This is a genomic window from Streptomyces sp. VTCC 41912, assembly GCF_045799175.1.
Taxonomy (GTDB): Bacteria; Actinomycetota; Actinomycetes; order Streptomycetales; family Streptomycetaceae; genus Streptomyces; species Streptomyces albulus_C.
Genome location: NZ_JBJMAB010000010.1, coordinates 80,519 through 99,304, shown reverse-complemented (window position 1 = coordinate 99,304; position 18,786 = coordinate 80,519). Strand labels below are relative to the sequence as shown.

The following is an 18,786-nucleotide window of genomic DNA, read 5'->3' as shown; positions in this document are numbered from 1 at the left end:
GGCGAGGAAGGGTTCAGCGGGCTGCGGTGGGCGGGGGCAGACGCAGGCCCGCCAGGTCCGGGGGGACGCAGGAGTCGGGGCGGAAGAACGGGGCGGACTCTCCGTCGGTCGCGGTGGCGGGCGCGTCGGTGAGCCGGAAGCGGTCCCGCAGACGTCCGTAGAAGTCGGTGGGCTGGAGGCGGACGAGCCGCACGCGTTGCCGGGCGCGGTAGACGCCGATCCAGTCGCCCGGGTCGAGGACGCCGCGGAGTTGGCCGTCGATGCTGACCGCGGCGCGGCCGGAGTGCGACAGGAGGCGCAGCGCGACCGGCTCGTCGGGGGCTGCGACGACGGTGCGGTTGAAGGTCATGTGGGCGGCGATCGGGGTGAAGACGACGGCGTCCATGTGCGGGGAGAGCACGGGGCCGCCGGCGGCGAAGCTGTAGGCGGTCGAGCCGGTGGGCGTGGCGACCACGAGGCCGTCGGCCGAGTAGGCGGCCAGCAGCCTGCCGGAGATGTAGACGCCGACGCCGACCTGGTGGTCCCGGGCGAGCTTCTCCACCACCACGTCGTTCAGGGCGTTGACGTCCAGCGGCAGACCCCAGCCGTCGCCCGCGGTGCTCTCCGGTCGCGCCTGCGGTGGCGGCAGAACCGGGCCGCGCCCGTAGCAGAGGGGAGCTTCCAGCTCGGCGGGCACCTCCGGGAGGCGGGAGGCGCGCACGGTCAGCGTCATGCGTTCCTCGACCGGGGCGTGGCCGGCGTGGACGGCGTCGAGGGCGGTGGTGATGTCGCAGGCCGGCACTTCGGTGAGGAAGCCGACCCTGCCCAGGTCGACGCCGAGCACGGTGGCGCCGGTCTTCACGGCGATCCGGGCACCGCGCAGGAAGGTCCCGTCCCCGCCCAGGGTGACGACCAGGTCGGGGTCGCCGGCCGCCCGGGCCTCCTCGCGCGCGGAGCGGCGCTGTTCATCCGCCGACCAGACGTCGATCTCGGTGCAGGGGACCTCGTGCGCCTCGCACCAGGCATGCACGACGCCGGCTGCTTCCCGAGCGGCGTCCCGGCCCTGGTGGACGACGAGTCCGACGCGGTGTACGGGCATGGCGGACCTCGTCTGGTTGCCTCGTTCCACGGTTCTGCCCGCCCGGGTGCGGGGGCTGCCTGGTCTCACCCGGCCAATCCTGGGGCCTCGGCGGGCGATCGGCCCACCGACATGCCGCGCGCCCGGCCGAGCCCGTGGGCGGTCACCGAAACCCGACGAGCGACTCCACCGTCAGAATCCGTCGACGTCTACGACAGCCTCTGCGAAGGCCCGCGGAGCTTCCTGTGGAACATTGTGTCCCACGGCCAGGGCCCGGTGCGCGTATTTCCCCGTAAATTTCTTTCGATAAGCCGAGCCGTTTCCCGGCGGGGTGAACGGGTCGTGAGATCCGTCAATGGCGCTCGTCGGTACCCCGATGGCCGGAGCGGCGGCGAGACGCCTTTCCAGGGCGTCGTATCTGCGCTCGCCTTTGGCGAGACCGAGTCGCCAGCGGTAATTGTCGATCACGATGCTGACGCAATCCGGGTTCCGGAAGGCCGCTGCCGCGCGATCGAAGGTGGCGTCGCTGAAATTCCAGGTCGGAGAGTTGAACGGCCACACCAGTTTCGCCAGGTCGTGTCGGTACTCGTCGAGGCCGAGCACACCTCTTTCCGTGGAGAAATGGTATGGATACCACCATGCCCATTCGCTCAGCGCGATGACGTCAACGGCGAACGCCGACTGCTGAGCATTCCTGGGTGTTTTACCGGAAAGAAATCGCGTCGTGCCGTGGCCTCGCAGGTGCGACCGCGACGTAACTGTGAATGTCGTAGGGCCAGCCATGCAGCAGGACGACCGGCCGCCCGTTGTACCGGCCCGGCCTCGACATACCCCATGTTCAGATCTCCGGCATTGATCTGCTTCACGGGACCAAAGGATGTCCGCGGCGCAGGATCAGCTGCGGGATGCGCCACCGGTCCTTCCGACGTGGACTGCGCACTACCGACCATTCCGAACGGGGCCGTCGCCGCGGCAGCAGCGACCGCGGCACCGAGGAAGTGACGACGGCTGTGCGCGAGCCCGGGTATTCTCATCGACGCCTCTCCTCGTTGAGGCGGCACCGGCGGGCCGCAAACGTCATGACATCGATCGAATGAGGTATTCGGACATCACATTCGTCCGATATCTGCGCCCGGGGTCTTCGTGAATACACCCTTGTACCGGCGCTTTCTCCCGGCCATGCAACACGCGTCAGCGTGGTGGCGCATCAGGCATTGCTCTGCCTGAGCATTTCCAGCACCCGGCATGTTTTCTCGCAGAGGTGGCCGTGCCGACGGTCGTGGCCTGTCCGCTCGCCGCCTGTCCGGTCACGAGGCCGAGTCGCGTGAACCGGCGCCCGTCTCGCTCTGTGTGGCAGGAGTCGTCGATGCCGTTGGAGCAGCAGACGTGTCCCTCGGTCCTCAGGACTCCGCGCGAGAGTCACGGCGGCCTCGTTGCCGAGGCTCCGGTTTCGCTCAGCCGGGCTCCACGACGGTGGTGATCTTCCCGCTCGCGAGGTCGTAGGCGTAGCCGCCGACCTTGATGTCGCTGATGGACGGCGCGAGCTCGGGTGCCGAGCGCAGCTTGGCGACGTCCTGCTGGACCGTTTGGGACGGCTCCAGGACGGCCATCTCCAAGGAGGTCCGATCGTCCCAGCCGCCGCGGGCGGCGTAGCCGGCGCGCAGTTCGTCGTCCGCGAGGAATCCTGTGCCGCAGTCGGTGTGGTGGATGACAGCGACCTCGAACCAGTCCGCATCGGGCGTCTTGTTCTCATGCAGGTGCACGATCCATGCGAGGTCCTTGATGATCGCCGGCGTCACGCGGCCACCGATGTTGCGTGCGACGATCGCTTCTCCGAGCCGGGCGCCCAGCACGGCCGCGGGCTCCACGCGTGGATCGATGCAGGTGATCAGGTACAGCTGCTGGAAGGGAACGAACGGGATCGGGGGGACGTCGGCCTGGTCACCGGAGGCCGCGAAGGCCCGGTTGCGTTCCAGGTACGGGGTGAAGTGCGACATGGCTGGTCCTTTGAGGAGGCGGTGACGGCCTGGGGCCGTGAGACCGGCACCGCAGGCACGGCGCCCATGTCCGCGCTCGCGAGCCGGCCTGACGGCCCTGAGCAACAGGCGGGCGGCAGCAAGCCGTCCTAGCCACCACCATCGGCCACCAGGGGACCGCCGGCCAGGCGAGCTCGCCCGGCAAGCACGAGGCGAGCGTCGCCAGGCAGTCCGTCACCAGCCGGGTCCACGCCGTCTCACCCATCCAGTCCACGCAGGTCAGCGCCGTGCGGACGACCAGCTCGGACGGCAGGACCACCGTCCGCGCGGCTCGGCCGCTGCGGGCGGTGGTCGTCCGCGCACCGGCCGCGATCCGAAGGCTCCGGGATAGGGTGCGCCCGTGGAACGGATCTTGGTGGTGGGTGTCACCGGCGCAGGCAAATCCACGCTCGCCCGAGCCTTGAGCGGTCGCCTGGGCCTGCCCTACCACGAGATGGACGCGCTGTACTTCAACGGCCCCGACTGGGCCGTCAATGACAACGTGACCGAAGACGTGTCAAGGATCGCCAACGGGCCTTGCTGGGTCATCGACTCTCTCGGCTATCCGGAAGTGCGCGATCTGCTGTGGGACCGGGCCGACACCGTGATGTGGCTGGACTATCCCAGACGCGTCATCATGCCTCGCGTCCTGCGCCGGTCCGTTCGGCGCACCGTCACACGTGAAGTCCTCTTCGGCGGCAACAGGGAGACCTGGACGGGCTGGCTGAGCCGGGAACACCCGGCCTGGTGGGCCTGGTCCCAACACGGGACCCGCCGCCGCGAGGTCGCGCTCCGCATCCGCGATCCCCGCTTCGCCCCTCTCGCCACTCTCCGCTTCGGCCACCCCAAAGACACCGCCGCCTGGCTGGCATCCGTCTGACCGGCGGACTGGCGGACGAGGCGGGGACGCCCACAGCGCTCGGTCGCGCGCGGCGGCACGCTCCGGCCGAGGTGCTCGTCGCGTTACGACAACGGTCAGGGCGCGCCGGTGTGTACCGGGGCCGGCGGTGCGGATGCTGAGGCCGTGTCAGCGCGCGGTGTTCAGAGCCGCCCGGGCGCCAGCGGTGTCTGCCGCCGTCGCGATCGGCCCCCCGAGCCGCCGCGCCGGTCCGCACGGTTGAGCCCTTGTGCATGGCTGCGGCCCGGATGGCTCATCACGGCATGACGACGCGCCAGGACGTGTCTGACCATGACGGCATGACGGCACGCCAGGAAGTCAGCAGGTCGGTGGCGGACACCGACGGCCCCGTCATGGCCTCCGCCTCTGCCTGGACAGCCGTGTGCTCGATCTGGCGGCCGGCTTCCTCCTCCGGCGCCGGCCCGTACTCGGCCGGACGCCGGGGCGGCCGGACGTGCGGACGGTGGCCCATACGTCCGCCGCCGGGCCAGAAACTCCTCCTTCGACCGTCGGTGCTGCGCGTGGCGGAACGCGCTCCGCCGCTGAGGGCCCGGGCAGTCCCTGTAGCGCCCCTCGCCGACCACGCATCACACCGACACGATCGCCACGAGGTGCTTTTCCCATGTCCACACACTCCAGACGCGCCCTGCTCGGCGCGGGTATCGCCGCCGCCGGCAGCGGTCTGCTGGCCACCGGGGCCACCGCCCTGGACGCCAAGACCGGCAGGCATCGCTCCCGCGGCACGCCGCATCCCCCTGACGCGCACGACGGCCCCGGCGCCCCGGGACCCCACGGCCACGACACCGCGTCCCACTACGTCTCTCCGCACGGTCCCGAGGTCGTCAAAGCGGAGAAGTACCGGGGGTCGGGACCCGTTCGCCGCTTCAAGTTGACCGCCAGCGCGGCCAAGTTCGACATCGGCGGCCTGATCGTCAACACCTGGGCGTACGGCGACCGGCTGCCCGGCAGGGAGATCCGGGTCAACGCGGGCGTCAAGGTCGCCGTGAGCTTCCACAACCGTCTCCCGCACTCCACCACCGTGCACTGGCACGGGGTGCAGATCCGCAACGACATGGACGGTTCGCCCGACATCACCCAGCGCAGCGTGAAGGCCGGCCGCTCCTTCGACTACACCTTCGCGGTCGACAGGCCCGGCACGCACTGGTTCCATCCGCACGTCGGCGTGCAGCTCGACCGCGGGCTGTACGCGCCGTTGATCGTCGAGGACCCCCGCGAGCCCCTCGCGTACGACCACGAGTGGGTCGTCCTGATCGATGACTGGCTCGACGGGGTCGACGGAATGACCCCGGACGCGATGCTGGCCGAGCTGAACAAGAACAAGCCCGGTGGAGCCAGCGGCCACGGCGGCATGCAAGGACACGGCGGCCGGTCGGCGGCGGCCGCGGCGTCCCGGTGGCGCAGGCGTGCCAGGCACCTGCTGTCCGACGACCCCTCAGACAGCATCGAGCATCCGTTCCACCTGATCAACGGCCGGGCGGCCAGGGACCGGGAGACCTTCCGCGCCAAGCCGGGAGACCGCATCCGGATCCGCCTCATCAACGCGGCCGCCGCCACCGCCTACCGCGTCGCGCTCGGCGGTCACAACATGACCGTGACGCACACCGACGGCTACCCGGTGAAGCACAAGACGACCGACAGCCTGCTCATCGCGATGGGCGAGCGCTTCGACGTACTGGTCACGGCGAAGGACGGCGTCTTCCCGCTCACCGCGCTCTCCGCGGGCAGCAAGAACCAGACCGCGCAGGCCCTCCTGCGGACCGGTGACGGCGAGGCGCCCAACGAGAAGATCCGCCCGACGGAGCTGCGGAGCGGGGGGCTGAGCGCGGACAAGTTCAAGGCCGCGGCGTCGGTACGGCTCTCGGACAGCAAGCCGGACCGCACCATCAAGATGGACCTCACCGGCTCCATGAAGGACTGGGACTGGGCGATCAACGGAAGGCCGTTCACGGAAACCCAGCGGTACGCCGTGCACCAAGGGGAGCGGGTGCGGATCATCTTCCACAACAAGACCACCATGTGGCACCCGATGCACCTGCACGGACACACCTTCGCGCTGCCCAACGGCGGTCCCCGCAAGGACACCACCATCGTCCTGCCGGACAAGAAGGTCGCGGTGGACTTCGACGCCGACAACCCCGGCCTGTGGATGCTGCACTGCCACAACATCTACCACTCGGAGTCGGGGATGATGACCGTCCTCGGCTACAAGACGAGGCGATGACTCCGCCGCTCCCGGCTGACCGGCTCCCGCGCTCCCAGCCCCCGCCACGACCGGGATCCTCATAGCCATCCGCCGCACCACGCACCACGACCGCTGGCCGGGCCTCCCCGAGGAGCCCGGCCAGCGGCCTTTCATCTCGACTGCGGGTCGAGCGGACTCCCGCGGCCCGGCCCCGACGGGGCCCGTTGCGTCCCGGCCCGCACCGTGGTGCGGAGGCCGGGCTCCCGTGTCACTCCCCGTCGCCCCCGCCTACCGCGCGCACCGGGCCTTCCCCACCTTCCCGGCCTTCCGCGCCACCCTTGGCTTCCTTGCCTCCGTTGCCTTCCCTGCCCTCCGAGCCCCGGCCCTTGTCCTCGTCGTCTCCTCTGCCTTCTCTGCCCTCAGAGCCCCGGCCCCGGTCCTCGTCCTCTCGCGGCAGGACGACGGTGTTGTCGCAGCCCATGGACGAGCCCATCCGCGTGCTCTGGGCCCCCGGGGAGCCCTCGCCGCCGAGCGCGTTGCCCAGTACGCCGTTGAGGATGCCGACCTCGCCGAGGACGTCGACGTTCGTGTCGTGCGACCGGCACTGGGAGCCCTGCCGGACGTCGAACCCTTCGCCCCTGCCCCCGTCTGCGGAGGCGGTGCCGGCGCAGAGGAAGCCAAATCCGCCGAGGGCGACGGACACGACGACGGTCTTCTGAAGCTTGTTCATTTCATCTCCGGTGGCCGAACGGATACGATCCGTGATATGGCGACTTCGTACAGTTACGAGAGGCTAATACGAAAGACGCCGCAAGCGTTCGGCGACGCGCCGGATCCCTCGCCGTCGCGATCGACCGGCCGCACCGGCCACGACCGGCGCAGACCCGCCGTCCCAACGGCCTAGCCGGCGCCGACGAAAGTCCTCAGCTGCGGCTACGCGGCGGCGGACGAGCCGGCCCGGGGCCACCTGTCTGGTTGCTCGTCCGCCTGCGGCGTAGCATTTTCTGGAGACCTTGATTGTTTGCCTGAGGTGGTATCGAGCATGCGCCGCGCCGCCGGAGCAGGTCCCCGAGGTCATGAGGGAACGCGCCCGTTCGGCAGCGGAAAGCAGAGCTTGACGTTCGATCAGTGACGGGTTTGCGCATGGGCTGGCTCACCCTCGGCTATTTCCTCGCGTACATTCCGTACGCGATGCTGGTCAAGGCGCTGGCCAGTGGTGCGACTCCGCTGTCGCACGGGCCGATCAGCGGCTTCGAGCTGCTCCCCGCAAGCGCCTTCGGCCAGCTTGTCGCGATGCCGCTCCTCCTGGGAGTGACAGGTTGGTGGCGGCAGATGCGGCGCGGTTCCGTCGGCGGACTCCGCATTCCGACCGTCGGTCGAGAAACGCTGGTGTCCGGCTTCTTCACCTCGCTCATCATCGGCACCACCACGATGAACTACACGTTTTCCGGCGTCTCGATCCTTTTCATGCTGTTGTTGATGCGCGGCGGAGTCCTGAGTTTCTCCCCGTTGGTCGACAAGGCCCGCAAGCGACGGGTGACGCCGTATTCGTGGGCGGCGCTGTGCCTCAGTCTGGTCGCGGTTTCGGTGGCCCTCGGCGACGTGAACAGTTACTACCTCACCTCGGCCGCGGTGCTGAGCGTGCTGACCTACCTCGTCGGTTACCTGGGCCGCTTCGACATCATGAGCCGCGTCGCCAAGACCGGGGTGGCCGCAACGGACCGCCGGTTCTTCGTCGAGGAGCACGTCGCCGCACCGGTTTGGCTGGCTCTGCTGCTGGCGGCGGGGGCGCTGGCCGGGCAACCGGAGTTGCGCGCGGGTTTCACCACGTTTCTCGGCACCCCGCTGGCGTGGGCGGCGGCCGCGATAGGCGTGACGTACGAGGTGCTGTTCGTCTTCGCCTCGCTCATGTACCTCGACCGACGCGAGTACACCTGGGGTGTTCCGGCGTGGGCGTTCGCCAGTCTGATGTCCGGCCTGGTGGCCTCCTTCTCGCTTGCCTGGCTGGCCGGACTCCCCGCTCCGGGGGCCGGTCAGCTCGTCGCGCTCGCCTTCGGCGTCGGCGCGGCGGGGGTGCTGGCCTACCCGTCGGTCAGCTCCCGGTGGCGGGCACGCGCCACCGGACCGGTGCGCCGCGTGCTGTTCGTCTGCGGCGGGAACACCTCTCGTTCGCCCACGGCCGAGGTCATCGCATGGGCTCAGGCCGCGGAGGCGGGGGTCGCGCACGCCTTCCGGTTCTCCAGCGCGGGCGTCGCGACGAAGCGTCCGGGGGATCCGATGGCTCCCGAAGCCCGCGCCGCGCTCGTCGAGCTCGGGCTGCCCCAGGTACGAGGCCGCAAAGACGCCCGCCGCCATCGGGCGCGCCCAGTCACTCCGGAACTGTGCCGCGTCAGCTTCATCATCTACTGCATGACCCGGGCCCACCGCGACAAGGTCGTCGCGATGGCGCCCGAGGCGGAGGACCGCACCCTGTGCCTGGACCCGCGCGGTGACATCCCCGACCCCGAGGGACAGCCTCCGGAGGTCTACGTCCGGTGCGCCCGGCACATCCAGCGGTCCGTCCGGTTCCGCCTGCGCGAGCTGCTCGCGGCCGGCTCCCTCGCGACCCCCTTCGAGGGAGGTTGAGTCGCGGATGGCCCCCTCGCTCCCCTACGCCCGGTGCCGGGACGCCCCCTGGCACTGCGGGACGGCCCTGCCGGACCGGGTGGTGCGGCGGGACGCCCTGGCGAGCGCGGCGGCGGGCGGTGCTCCGGAGATGCGCGCCGTCCCGCGAAAGGTGATGCTCGCACTGGTGGCCGGTTGCCCGAGTGGCTGCCCGGACGTCGATGCCGCCGGCATCGGGCCCGCGGACGCGGTGGCCACGGTCGATCCGTTCGTCCGGCAACGGTCCCGTCTGGAGGAGTGCGTCCAGTGGAGCTGTTGACGAGCGCCTACGGCACGTCCGTCGCACGGCGGGCCCAGCTGGTCGCCGTGCTCGCCGAACCGGAGGACCTCTCTCCCTCTCGTCTGCGCGGCCTCGCAGGAGTGGCCGACGCGTTGGAGGTCCGTGCCGACCTGGTCGGCGACCCCGATCCGCACCGGTTGCGCCGGCTCTTCCGAGGGCCCCTGACCTACAGCCTGCGCTCCCTGCGCCAGGGCGGCCGCTCGGCGCTCGGCCCCGTCGAACGGCGCGCCAGGCTGCTGCGCGCGGCGCAGCAGTACGATCTCGTCGATCTGGAGGCGATGGACGACCTGGTGCCGGAACTGCTGGTGGGCATCCCGACCCGGCAGCGGCGGGTCTCCTGGCACCAGCCCGAGGCCACCCGCCCGGAGAGAGGCGCCGACCGCTGGTTCGGGGCGGCCATGCGGGAGGCGTCGGAGGCACTGCGGCACCGATTCGCCGCGATGCGGACCGTACCGGCGGCGGCGTACCTCCTCGTCCCACAGCCCGGCGCCCAGTACGGGGCGGCCGCACCGCTGCTGCTCACCGGGCTCGGACGCACCGACGTGACGGCGTTCGCCTCCGGTCCCGCCGGGACCTGGACCCGGGTGCTGGCACCGTGGCTGGGCGCACCTGTGGTCTTCGGTCGGGCCGGTGCCCCGGGGGCGGACGGGATGCCCAGCGTGGCGCAGTTGCGGAGCGACTACGGCCTGCCCGCGCTTCCCCCGCTCGACGCCCTGTTCGGCATCGCCGGCCGGGCCACCGGAGGCTCGCTGGCGCCCAGGTTGCACAACGCGGCGTTGCGGCACCTGCGGCTGCCCGCGCTCTACCTGCCCTTCCCCGTGGACGTCTTCCCCCGCTTCTGGCACTGGGCCCTCGTCTTCGGCGCGCTGGCCCGGCTGCCGCTGCGCGGGCTCACGGTCATCGCACCCCACAAGCGCGGTGCGGTCGAAGTGGCCGACATCGCCGACCCGCACGCACTGCGCTGCGGCGCGGCCAACGTGCTGTGGCTCGACGCCGGGCGCTGGCGGGCGACCACCACCGACACCGCCGCCGCCCTGCACACCCTGGCTCGGGCCGGGGTCGAGCCGGGCGGCCGGAGCGCCGCCGTCATCGGTTGCGGCGGCGCCGGGCAGGCCGTGGCACTGGCCCTGGACCAGGCCGGAGCCCGGGTCACCCTGGTCAACCGGGGGGATGCGCGCGGCCGGGACGCCTCCGCACGCCTCGGGTTCCCCTACGTGCCCCTGTCCCGGTTCTCCCCGGCCGGACACACCGTGCTCGTCCACGCCACGCCCGTGGTGGAACGGCCGCCGTTTCCGATCACCGCCGCCGATCGGGACGCGGTGGTGTTGGAGCTGGTCTACCGGGATCCCCCGACAGCGCTGATGCGCGCTGCCCACGCCGGCGGACTGGTCGGCATCGACGGCTGGGACGTCCTGTTCGTCGAGGTGAGCGAGCAGTTCCGGCTGCTGACGGGCCATCCGCTGCCCGAGGCGCTGACCCTGCGGTCCCTCTGCTTCGGTTCCGCCGAGCCAGCCGAGGCCCACGACCTCGCCAAGCCGGCGGGACAGCCCCCGGCGCGCTCCGCGATGCGCTCGGCGAGCGGGGAGGCGACATGACGACCCGTCCGACGTCCCACGACGGACCGGCCGCACCGCGACCGCCGGCCGCCCCCGACGTCTCGGTGCTGCTGGGCGACTGGGTCAACACCGAACAGGGCAGCCCGCAGGGCCCCCTGCGGTTGAGCGTGACACGGCACGACCAGGGCCTGGCGGTGCGGGCCTTCGGCACCGGCGGCCCGCAACCACGCGACTGGGGACAGGTGCCGGCGGTGGCGTACACCGCGCCGGGTACGCCCTCGGCCGCCTGGTCGTTCTCGGCGACCTACGACTTCGGACCGCTGCGCACCGTCGTGTGCGCCTACCACAAAACGGGCATCCTGGTGGCCACCACGTCCAGCGTCTTCAACGGCGGCGGGCACGCCGACCACTGGGCCCGTTCCTTCTACCATCGGGCGGAGGGACGGGCATGACGCCGCGGACGGTCGATCCGGCGCCGCTGACCGGCAGTTGGATCAACTTCGACACCACGGCCACCGGCATCCGCCTGGTCGATGCCGAGGTCGACGGCGGCCGGCTCATGCTGAGGATCACCGAGCGCGGCGCCCCGGAGACCGCACAGGAGGCACTGACCGACGGGCCCGTCACCGGCGCCGCCCTGCCCGCCGTCCCGCTGGCCGACAGCGTCGACGCCACCACGGCCGTGGCCTTCCTCGCCGAGGGCCCGCTCGGCTCCCGCCGCGCCATCCTCTGCGGCTACCTCAACCGCGGCCTGCTGACCCTCGACGTCCACACCGTCCACACCGGTGACGCGCGGATGCCGAACCTCATGTACCGCGCCCATTTCCACCGCCCCGAAGGGGCCGACCCGAGATGACCGGCGACCGGGACCGCCTGACCGGTCCGGCCTCCCTTCCGGTGTCCGAGGACGACCGGGCGGTCCTCGACGCCGTCGCGAAGCTGGCCGAGGACACCTTCGCCCCCCGCGCCGAGGAGTACGACCGAAGGGCCCGATTTCCCACCGAGGACTTCGGCGACCTGTTCTCCGGGGGCTTCCTGGGTGCCACCGTGCCCCGCGCGTACGGCGGCCTGGGCTACGGCCCGCAGCAGCGCAACACCCTGCCGCTGTGGGAGATGACCACCACACTGGCCAAGGCCGATCTGTCCCTGGCCCGTTGCTGGGAAGGGCACGCCAACTCCCTCGTCCTCGTCGACGCGCTGGCGCCCCCGGAGCAGAAACGCCGCTGGTTCGCCGGCGTGGTCGAAGAGGGGGAGGTCTGGGGTGCCTGGAGCGGCGAACCGCAGGCACCGAAGCCGGGCGAGAGCCACCGCTTCGGCACCACGTTGACCCCGGTGGCCGGTGGCTGGACCCTGCGCGGCAGCAAGGCGTTCGCCACCGGCGCCACCGGCGCCCGGTGGGCGATCCTGCTCGTCGATCCGGCCGGCCCCGGCGGCGCCAGGCACGCCCGAGGGGCCGACCGGAAGCTCCTGCTGCTCGCCTGCGACCTGTCCGACCCGACCGTGACGGTGGACAGTTCGTGGTGGGACCCGATCGGCATGCGGGCGACGGTCAGCCACGTGGTGCGGTTCGAGGACACCTTCGTCCCGCGTGAACACCTCATCGGCCGTCCCGGCGGCTACCTCGACGGGCAGTGGCAGACCGCGTTCATCCCGCACTACGCGGCGAGCTTCCTCGGCGGCGCGCTGGCCGCGTACGAATACGGACTGGCGTATCTCAAACGGCAGGGCAAGGGCGGCGACCCGCACGTCCAGCAGCGGGTGGGCACCATGGCCGTCAACATCGACACCGCCCGCCTCTGGCTGCGTCACGTCGCCGGCCTGTGGGACGAGGGCAGGCTCGACGAGGCGCGGATCGCCGGCAACCGCGCCTGGCACGTGATCGAGCACCTCGCCGAAGAGACGGTGCACCACGTCATCCGCGCGTGCGGTGCCCGCAGCCTCATCCGCCCGAGCCCGGTGGAACGCATCCTGCGCGATCTGACCTTCTACGAGCTCCACGACAACGACGACCACGTCCTGGCCACCATCGGCCGAGCCGTCCTGGGCGAGCAGCACGACCTGTCGTTCCACCAAACCTGAACCGGGGCGCGGCGTGGCACGTGGTCGCCGGGTTCGGGGAGCACTCGCTAATGCTTGGTCGCACTCGCCGCGGCGCTACCGGGGGTCGGGGACGCGGAGCTGTTCCCCCGGACCTGGAGATGGGTTTCCATGCCGAGTTCCTTGTGCTTGGCGATCGGACACCACAGTTCGTAGCTGCCGGGCCGGAGGGCGACGGTGAGCCGCGCTCGGCCGCCGGGAGGGATGGTCGAGGTGTGCGCGTTGGATACCCCGGGCCCCGCGATGGCCAGCGCGTGGGCCACCGTGCCGGCGTTGTCGACGACGAACGCGACGGTTCCCGAGGTCGCTTGGGCCGGTGAGAGGGCCAGTGAGTACTCCTTCTCCGTGACGGTGATCGTCGTGCCCGCCCGCGCGCTCGCGCTCGGAGTCGGCGTCGGAGTCGGGGCCGAACCGTTGGAACACGCAGTGCCAGCGGTCAGCGCGGCGAGTGCCAGAAACCTCAGACCCTCGCGGGCGCCACGCGGGGACGGGAACCAGTGCACGACCATGCCTCGGTGTCTCCCTTCGTCTCGTGACGAGGCTGGCCCACGTTGCCGGTCGGGCCCACGCCGACACTCGTCCCCGCGCGGCACCGTCACCCGGTCAGGCGCGGACGCTCACTGGGGTGCGGACGTGTCCTTGCTCCGGACCGTGGCGGCCGGGTCCTCGGACAGGTCCCGGCCGCGGGTTTCGGCGGTGCGCCAGATGGCGAGGGCCGTGATCAGTCCGCAGATCATGGCCAGGATGGCGAGGGGGGTGCTGGAGATGCCTCCCGAAGCCGAGAGGCGGCTGCTCGCGAAGAGCGGGGTGAAGCCGCCGCCGATCAGTGCGGCCAGTTGGTAGCCCATGGATGCTCCGGTGTAGCGGACCTGGGTGCCGAACATCTCGGAGAGCAGCGGTCCCAGCGGTGCGTACATCGCGTTCTGCACCACCTGTCCGAGCACCATGCCGAGGATCAGCAGGGGGACGGAGCCCGTGTTGATCAGGGCGTAGATCGGGAAGGCCAGCAGCACGATGCCCGCGGCGCCCCCGAGCGACACCGCCCGGCGTCCCAGGCGGTCCGACAGCGCGGAGAAGCACGGTATGGCCACCAACCCGGTGAGTGCGGTGGCCGTGAGGCCGGACATCACGTCGGACGTTTCGTACCCGACGGACTTGGCGTAGGTGAGCATGAAGGTGCCGATCAGCGCCGTCAGGGCGAAGGGGCCGATGCCGACCGCGCAGGCGAGGAGCAGGACCCGCGGGGCGCGCAGCACCTGTGCCAGGGGAATGCGGCGTGGCGCCGCCGCGGCCTGCTGTTCGCGGGCCGGTGCCTGCTGTTGGAACAGCGGGCTCTCCGTGACGCTCATGCGCACGTACAGGCCGACGGCGAGCAGCACCGCGCTGAACAGGAACGGGATGCGCCAGCCCCACGCCAGGAACCGGTCCTGGGGAAGGAGTGCGGTCACGCTGACCGCGAGGCTGGACAGGAGGAATCCGATCGGTGACCCCATCTGCATCACGCCGTTCCACAAGCCGCGGCGCCGTGCGTCGGCGTGCTCGACGACCATCAGCGTGGCGCCGCCCCATTCACCGCCGATGGCGATGCCCTGGACGATGCGGAACAGGATGAGCAGCGCGGGCGCCGCGACGCCGAGGGTCGCGTACGTGGGCAGCAGTCCGATCAGACAGCTCGCCACGCCCATGAGGAGCATCGTCACGACGAGCATGGTCTTGCGTCCGAGTCGGTCGCCGAAGTGCCCGAAGACCACGCCGCCGACGGGCCGGGCGACGTAGCCGGCGGCCAGTGTCCCGAACGCGGCGATGGTGCCGACCGTGGGGTTCGACTCGGGGAAGAACAACGGGCCGAAGACCAGGGCGGCCATCGTGCCGTAGAGCAGGAAGTCGTAGTACTCGATGACGGTGCCGAGCAGGCTCGACAGGGCGACCTTGCGCAGCAGGGCGGGGTCCGGTGCCGTGGGTGGTGTCCCGGAGCCGCCGGCTCTCTCCGGGCTCTGCGGGGACGACGGGGAGGGTGCAGCGGGCATGCCTGACTCCCTTGCGCGTGCGGGATGTTGCGGGTGGGTGGGCGAGGAGCGGTTGCCGTGGTGGGCAGGGCTCGTTCTCCCCGGTGGTCGCGGGAGAACGTCCGTCACCTGGGCGGAACCGGACGCGGGCTTCCGGGGACCGGCACCTGCGTGACGGGCTCAGCCCTTGCTGTCGAGGCCGAACGCCTGTCGTGCGATGAGTCCGCGCATCACTTCCGAGGTGCCGCCGCCGACGGTTTCCAGGATCGCCTGCCGCCACATGAACTCGACGTCGCTGTCTTTGATCAGCGCCTCGTCCGATCCGAACTCCATGGCCGACCGCGCGATCTCCTGGGCGAGCAGGGTGCCGGCGAGCTTGTGGTAGGCCGCCGGGACCGCCGAGGGCTGACCGCTGATGATCTCGTCGAGCAGCGCCAGCGCCAGCGCCTCGACCTCCGCCACCTGCACGGCGAGGCCGGTCAGCCGCCGCCGGACGACGGGATCGCGGCTCAGGCCCGACTTCTCCACCCAGGTGACGAGGTCCTGGAGGTCCCTGCGCAGCCGCTTCGGCGGGAACTGGACGTGCCGTTCGACGGCGAGCGCGGAGGCGACGACCTGCCATCCGTCGTTCTCGGCGCCGACGCGGTTCTCGACCGGTACCCGGACGCCGTCGAACCGGACCTCGTTCAGACGGCCGCCGTCATGGGTCGGGATCGGGGAGATCGAGACGCCGGGGTGGTCCAGGGGAACGATCAGGACGCTGAGTCCGCGCGATCTGCTGTCCTGGGCTCCGGTCCGGCAGAGCAGCCAGATGGCGTCGGCCCAGTGGGCGTTGGACGTCCAGCACTTGGCACCGTTGACCTCGTAGGTGTCATGGACCAGGGTCGCCCGGGTGCGCACGGCCGCCAGGTCGGAACCGGCCTCCGGTTCCGAGTAGCCGAGCGCGAAGTTGACCTCTCCGAGCCGGAGTCCGGGGAGGAGGCGTTCGCACTGCTCGGCCGTGCCGTGGGTCATGAGCGCCTTGGCGACGAGGCCCGGACCCATCGGTGGCCGGGCGACCCGCGCGTAGGCCATCTCGTCCCACAGGATGAACTCGTAGGCGGGGGACAGCCCGCTGCCACCGAACTCCTTGGGCCAGGACAGCGACAGCCAACCGCGTTCCCCGAGCGCCCGGTAGACCCTCCGCACGCCCTCCCCCGTGCTCTCGCCGCGGTGGAAGTAGCCGTTCATTCCCTGGTAGTCGGCCAGGAACGCGAGCACTTCGCCGCGGAACGCCTCCTCCTCGGGGGTGAATCCGAAGTCCATGTCAGTCGTCCTTGCCGGCCGCGGTGGTCCACTTCGGCTCGCGCCCCTCGCTGAAGGCCCGGGGGCCTTCCTTCGCGTCGGGGTGTGCCCAGTGCATCCGCAGGAGCGCCCATCCGTACTCGCACGCCTGGGCGTAGCCCATCTCCAGCGACCCCCAGATCGCCTGCTGCGAGAGCGACACCGCGGCCGGCGAGTTCTTGGCGATGCACCGGGCCATGTCGTCGGCCGTTTCCATGAGGCTTTCGGGGGCGACCAGTTCGTCCACCAGTCCCAGCTGGTACGCGCGCGCCGCGGGCATCCGGTAGCCCTTGCCCATCAGGGTCATCCGCAGCGCGGAGCCCAGCGGCAGGCGCTTGGCGAGACCGATGTTCTCCATCGCCCCGACCAGGCCGACGTTGACGTGGGTGTCCATGAAACTCGCCCGCTCCGAGGCGACCACGATGTCGGCGTCGACCACGAAGTGCAGTCCGGCGCCGGCCGCCAGGCCGTTGACCGCGCAGATGACCGGCTTCCAGACCCGGTTCTGCCGCGGCGACCAGAAGACCTCGTCGGTCAGGGGCCCGGTGCCGGTGCTCATGCCGCCCCGGTCGGCGACGACGTTCACGTCCGCGCCGGTGCACAGGTGCCGTTCGCCGGCGCCGGTGATGATGGCCGCACGGATCCACGGATCGTCGCGGACCTCGCTCCACACGGCCTTCATCTGCGGCATCATCGTTCCGGTCAGGGAGTTTCCCTTGTGCGGTCGATTGAGCGTGATGTAGGCGACGTGTTCGCGCTTCTCGAAGAGCACCTCCGGCCCTTGGACGTCCGCCGTCGTCTGCTGGTCCTGCGTCATTCCCGACCACCCTCCGCATACATCGCCAGTACCTGTTCGCCTGTGTGGTGCGCATGCGACGGCACCATCGAGAGTTGCCTGATGCGCTGCGCGACGTGGCCGATCGGCCCCTCCACGGAGTAGCCCATGGCGCCGTGCGTCTGGTGGGAGACGAAGGCCGCGTCCATGGCGGCTCTCGACGCGGACAGCCGCGCGGCGGACGCGAGGGCGGAGCCCTGGTGGTGACCGTGGTCGATGGCCCGCGCGGCGACCTTGACGAGCTTCTCCGCGGCCTGTAGGCCGAGGCCGGCGTTCACGAGCGGATGCGCGACGGCTTGGAAGGTGCCGAGGGCCCGGCCGAACTGGACCCGGGTGCGCGCATGCTCGACCGCGGCGTCCAGTACCCGCCTGCCCGCGCCCCACAGGTACCCCGCCAGCATCATGTCGGCGAGGTCCGTTGCCTCCCGGACGCCGTCCAGCGGGAGGACCCGCTCCAGCGCGACGCGGCCCCACGGCTCGTTGCCCAGGGTCTCCTCCGGGGTCACCGCACCGGCCGGCCGCGCGAGCCAGGCCCGCTCGCCGTCCGTCTCGACGAACACCCCAGCCAGCGGCGACCAGGGCAGCAGCGGTGGGCGTCCCCACGACACCAGGCGCTCGCCGGCGGCGACGGGGGGCGTGCACGCGGACGGCAGCGTGCGCGCCGCGAAGACGGTCCCGGTCAACGGCCCGGGGGCGAAGGCGCGCCCCAGCTCCATGGCGACGGCGGCGACCTCACCCGCTCCGCCTCCCTCACCCGGCACTGCCAACGACAGCACCCCGAGTTCGGCCAGCCCGCGCCAGAAGGGCCAGGGGAACGACCCCGGTCCCGAACGTTGTACTTCTTCGGTGCACTTGGCCGCGCAGTAGCGGCGGACGGACCCGGCGAGCGCTTCCTGATCCGGGGTGAACGCGACGGGTTCGCTCATGCCGCTGCGACTCCCCAACGCGAGGTCACCACGGCACGCCGATGGGCGCGCAGGCCACCGAGTTCGGCGCGGAGCGCCTGGAGGCGCAGCGTCCAGAGGTGGAGGTCGTGTTCCCGGGTCAGTCCGACCGCACCCGTGATCTGATGCGTTTCCCGCGTCAGCCGGTGCAGTGCGGCCATCGTGTGCGCGGCGGCGACCGCCGACGACTCCGCGGTGGCGCCCCGGAACGCCGCCTCGTAGGTGAGCCAGCGCGCCCCTTCGAGGAGCACGCTCAACTCGGCGAGGCGATGCTGCAACGCCTGAAGCGAACCGAGGGCACGGCCGAACACCGTGCGGTCCTTCGTGTACGCGACGGTGAGGTCGAAGGCCCGCTGCATCATCCCGAGCGCCTCGGCCGACACCCCGACGCGCCACCACCGCACCATGGTCCCCGCCGTCCCGGGGGCGAGCTCCTCCGCACGGCGCGGCACCACGCGGGCCAGTGGATGGCCGTATGCCGACGGAACCGGCTCCGCTTCGTCCGGACTCAGCTCGGCGGCGGCGCACCGGTCGGTGCCGGCGGTCAGGATCCGCCTGGCTTCGCCGCCGTACCGTACGGGGCCCGACCGTTCGTGGTCGGCCAGGACGACCGGCCCCTCGGGCACCGGCAGTCCGAGCGCGGGCAGCACGAGCAGATGCGGTACCGGCGTGATCGCGCCGAGCTCGGCGCCGATCCGTTCGACGGCCAGGGTGGCTTCGAGCGGGCCCGCGCCACTGTCACCGAACAGGTCGAGGAATCCCGCCGCGCGCAGCTCGGATTCGAGCTCGTGGTCGTACGCCCCGCGCACGGCGAGCTGTCGGCTGCGCCGGGGGCCGGCGTGCCGGCTCAGCAGGGTGCCCAGTGCGTCCAGGAGCGCGCGTTGGGTGTCCGATGGTTCGAAATCCAC

The 18,786-nt window shown here is 71.3% G+C and carries 17 protein-coding genes and 1 pseudogene; 8 read left to right on the top strand and 10 right to left on the bottom strand.

Annotation, left to right across the window (positions count from 1 at the left end; translation table 11 throughout):
• Window positions 1-13: 13 nt before the first annotated feature.
• From ACJ6WD_RS17200 to ACJ6WD_RS17190, 3 genes and pseudogenes are all read right to left on the bottom strand, one after another.
• Entirely contained in the window at window positions 14-1,078 is a 1,065-nt protein-coding gene (locus ACJ6WD_RS17200; protein WP_331246971.1) for an NAD(+)/NADH kinase, read from the bottom strand.
• A 171-nt stretch (window positions 1,079-1,249) separates the two neighbouring features.
• Window positions 1,250-2,091, bottom strand: a pseudogene (locus ACJ6WD_RS17195) (alpha/beta fold hydrolase).
• 420 nt (window positions 2,092-2,511) lie between these two features.
• Complete coding sequence (locus tag ACJ6WD_RS17190) at window positions 2,512-3,054, bottom strand: carbonic anhydrase (protein WP_233659943.1); 543 nt, start codon at window positions 3,052-3,054, stop codon at window positions 2,512-2,514.
• Window positions 3,055-3,433: 379 nt separating this feature from the next.
• Between ACJ6WD_RS17190 and ACJ6WD_RS17185 the strand changes: the two genes are divergently transcribed.
• Window positions 3,434-3,952: an adenylate kinase gene (locus ACJ6WD_RS17185; RefSeq protein ID WP_407616088.1), complete on the top strand. Its 519-nt coding sequence runs from the start codon at window positions 3,434-3,436 to the stop codon at window positions 3,950-3,952.
• A 640-nt stretch (window positions 3,953-4,592) separates the two neighbouring features.
• Window positions 4,593-6,212, top strand: coding sequence for a multicopper oxidase family protein (locus tag ACJ6WD_RS17180; protein WP_407616087.1), 1,620 nt, complete (start codon window positions 4,593-4,595; stop codon window positions 6,210-6,212).
• 229 nt (window positions 6,213-6,441) lie between these two features.
• Here ACJ6WD_RS17180 and ACJ6WD_RS17175 read toward each other — a convergent pair whose 3' ends face one another.
• Complete coding sequence (locus tag ACJ6WD_RS17175) at window positions 6,442-6,903, bottom strand: hypothetical protein (RefSeq protein ID WP_233659946.1); 462 nt, start codon at window positions 6,901-6,903, stop codon at window positions 6,442-6,444.
• A 398-nt stretch (window positions 6,904-7,301) separates the two neighbouring features.
• Here ACJ6WD_RS17175 and ACJ6WD_RS17170 point away from each other — a divergent pair, with 398 nt between their 5' ends.
• Genes ACJ6WD_RS17170 through ACJ6WD_RS17145 form a run of 6 tightly spaced genes read left to right on the top strand, consistent with a single transcriptional unit; the run spans window position 7,302 to window position 12,752 of the window.
• Complete coding sequence (locus ACJ6WD_RS17170) at window positions 7,302-8,798, top strand: hypothetical protein (RefSeq protein ID WP_233659947.1); 1,497 nt, start codon at window positions 7,302-7,304, stop codon at window positions 8,796-8,798.
• A 7-nt stretch (window positions 8,799-8,805) separates the two neighbouring features.
• A complete protein-coding gene (locus tag ACJ6WD_RS17165; RefSeq protein ID WP_233659948.1) occupies window positions 8,806-9,096 on the top strand; it encodes a hypothetical protein in 291 nt (96 codons plus the stop codon).
• A complete protein-coding gene (locus ACJ6WD_RS17160; protein WP_407616086.1) occupies window positions 9,084-10,712 on the top strand; it encodes a type I 3-dehydroquinate dehydratase in 1,629 nt (542 codons plus the stop codon). Before ACJ6WD_RS17165 ends, ACJ6WD_RS17160 begins: the two co-directional genes overlap by 13 nt.
• Window positions 10,709-11,125 carry a hypothetical protein gene (locus ACJ6WD_RS17155; protein WP_233659950.1) on the top strand — a complete coding sequence of 139 codons (417 nt, stop codon included), beginning with the start codon at window positions 10,709-10,711 and terminating at the stop codon, window positions 11,123-11,125. The genes ACJ6WD_RS17160 and ACJ6WD_RS17155 overlap by 4 nt, the downstream gene beginning before the upstream one ends.
• Window positions 11,122-11,529, top strand: a complete 408-nt coding sequence (locus tag ACJ6WD_RS17150) for a hypothetical protein (protein ID WP_407616085.1) — start codon at window positions 11,122-11,124, stop codon at window positions 11,527-11,529. The genes ACJ6WD_RS17155 and ACJ6WD_RS17150 overlap by 4 nt, the downstream gene beginning before the upstream one ends.
• Entirely contained in the window at window positions 11,526-12,752 is a 1,227-nt protein-coding gene (locus ACJ6WD_RS17145; protein WP_233659952.1) for an acyl-CoA dehydrogenase family protein, read from the top strand. The genes ACJ6WD_RS17150 and ACJ6WD_RS17145 overlap by 4 nt, the downstream gene beginning before the upstream one ends.
• 47 nt (window positions 12,753-12,799) lie before the next feature.
• On the opposite strand, the gene ACJ6WD_RS17140 is transcribed toward ACJ6WD_RS17145, so the two are convergent.
• The 6 genes from ACJ6WD_RS17140 to ACJ6WD_RS17115 form a co-directional block, all read right to left on the bottom strand.
• Window positions 12,800-13,279 (bottom strand): copper-binding protein, encoded by a 480-nt coding sequence (locus ACJ6WD_RS17140; protein WP_407616084.1) that lies wholly within the window; start codon window positions 13,277-13,279, stop codon window positions 12,800-12,802.
• 108 nt (window positions 13,280-13,387) lie between these two features.
• Window positions 13,388-14,797: an MFS transporter gene (locus tag ACJ6WD_RS17135; RefSeq protein ID WP_407616083.1), complete on the bottom strand. Its 1,410-nt coding sequence runs from the start codon at window positions 14,795-14,797 to the stop codon at window positions 13,388-13,390.
• A 159-nt stretch (window positions 14,798-14,956) separates the two neighbouring features.
• Window positions 14,957-16,081 (bottom strand): acyl-CoA dehydrogenase family protein, encoded by a 1,125-nt coding sequence (locus tag ACJ6WD_RS17130; RefSeq protein WP_407616082.1) that lies wholly within the window; start codon window positions 16,079-16,081, stop codon window positions 14,957-14,959.
• A gap of 1 nt (window position 16,082) precedes the next feature.
• Window positions 16,083-16,916: an enoyl-CoA hydratase/isomerase family protein gene (locus tag ACJ6WD_RS17125; protein ID WP_233659956.1), complete on the bottom strand. Its 834-nt coding sequence runs from the start codon at window positions 16,914-16,916 to the stop codon at window positions 16,083-16,085.
• Window positions 16,913-17,860: an acyl-CoA dehydrogenase family protein gene (locus ACJ6WD_RS17120; RefSeq protein WP_233659957.1), complete on the bottom strand. Its 948-nt coding sequence runs from the start codon at window positions 17,858-17,860 to the stop codon at window positions 16,913-16,915. The genes ACJ6WD_RS17125 and ACJ6WD_RS17120 overlap by 4 nt, the downstream gene beginning before the upstream one ends.
• Window positions 17,857-18,786 carry an acyl-CoA dehydrogenase family protein gene (locus tag ACJ6WD_RS17115; protein WP_233659958.1) on the bottom strand — a complete coding sequence of 310 codons (930 nt, stop codon included), beginning with the start codon at window positions 18,784-18,786 and terminating at the stop codon, window positions 17,857-17,859. Before ACJ6WD_RS17115 ends, ACJ6WD_RS17120 begins: the two co-directional genes overlap by 4 nt.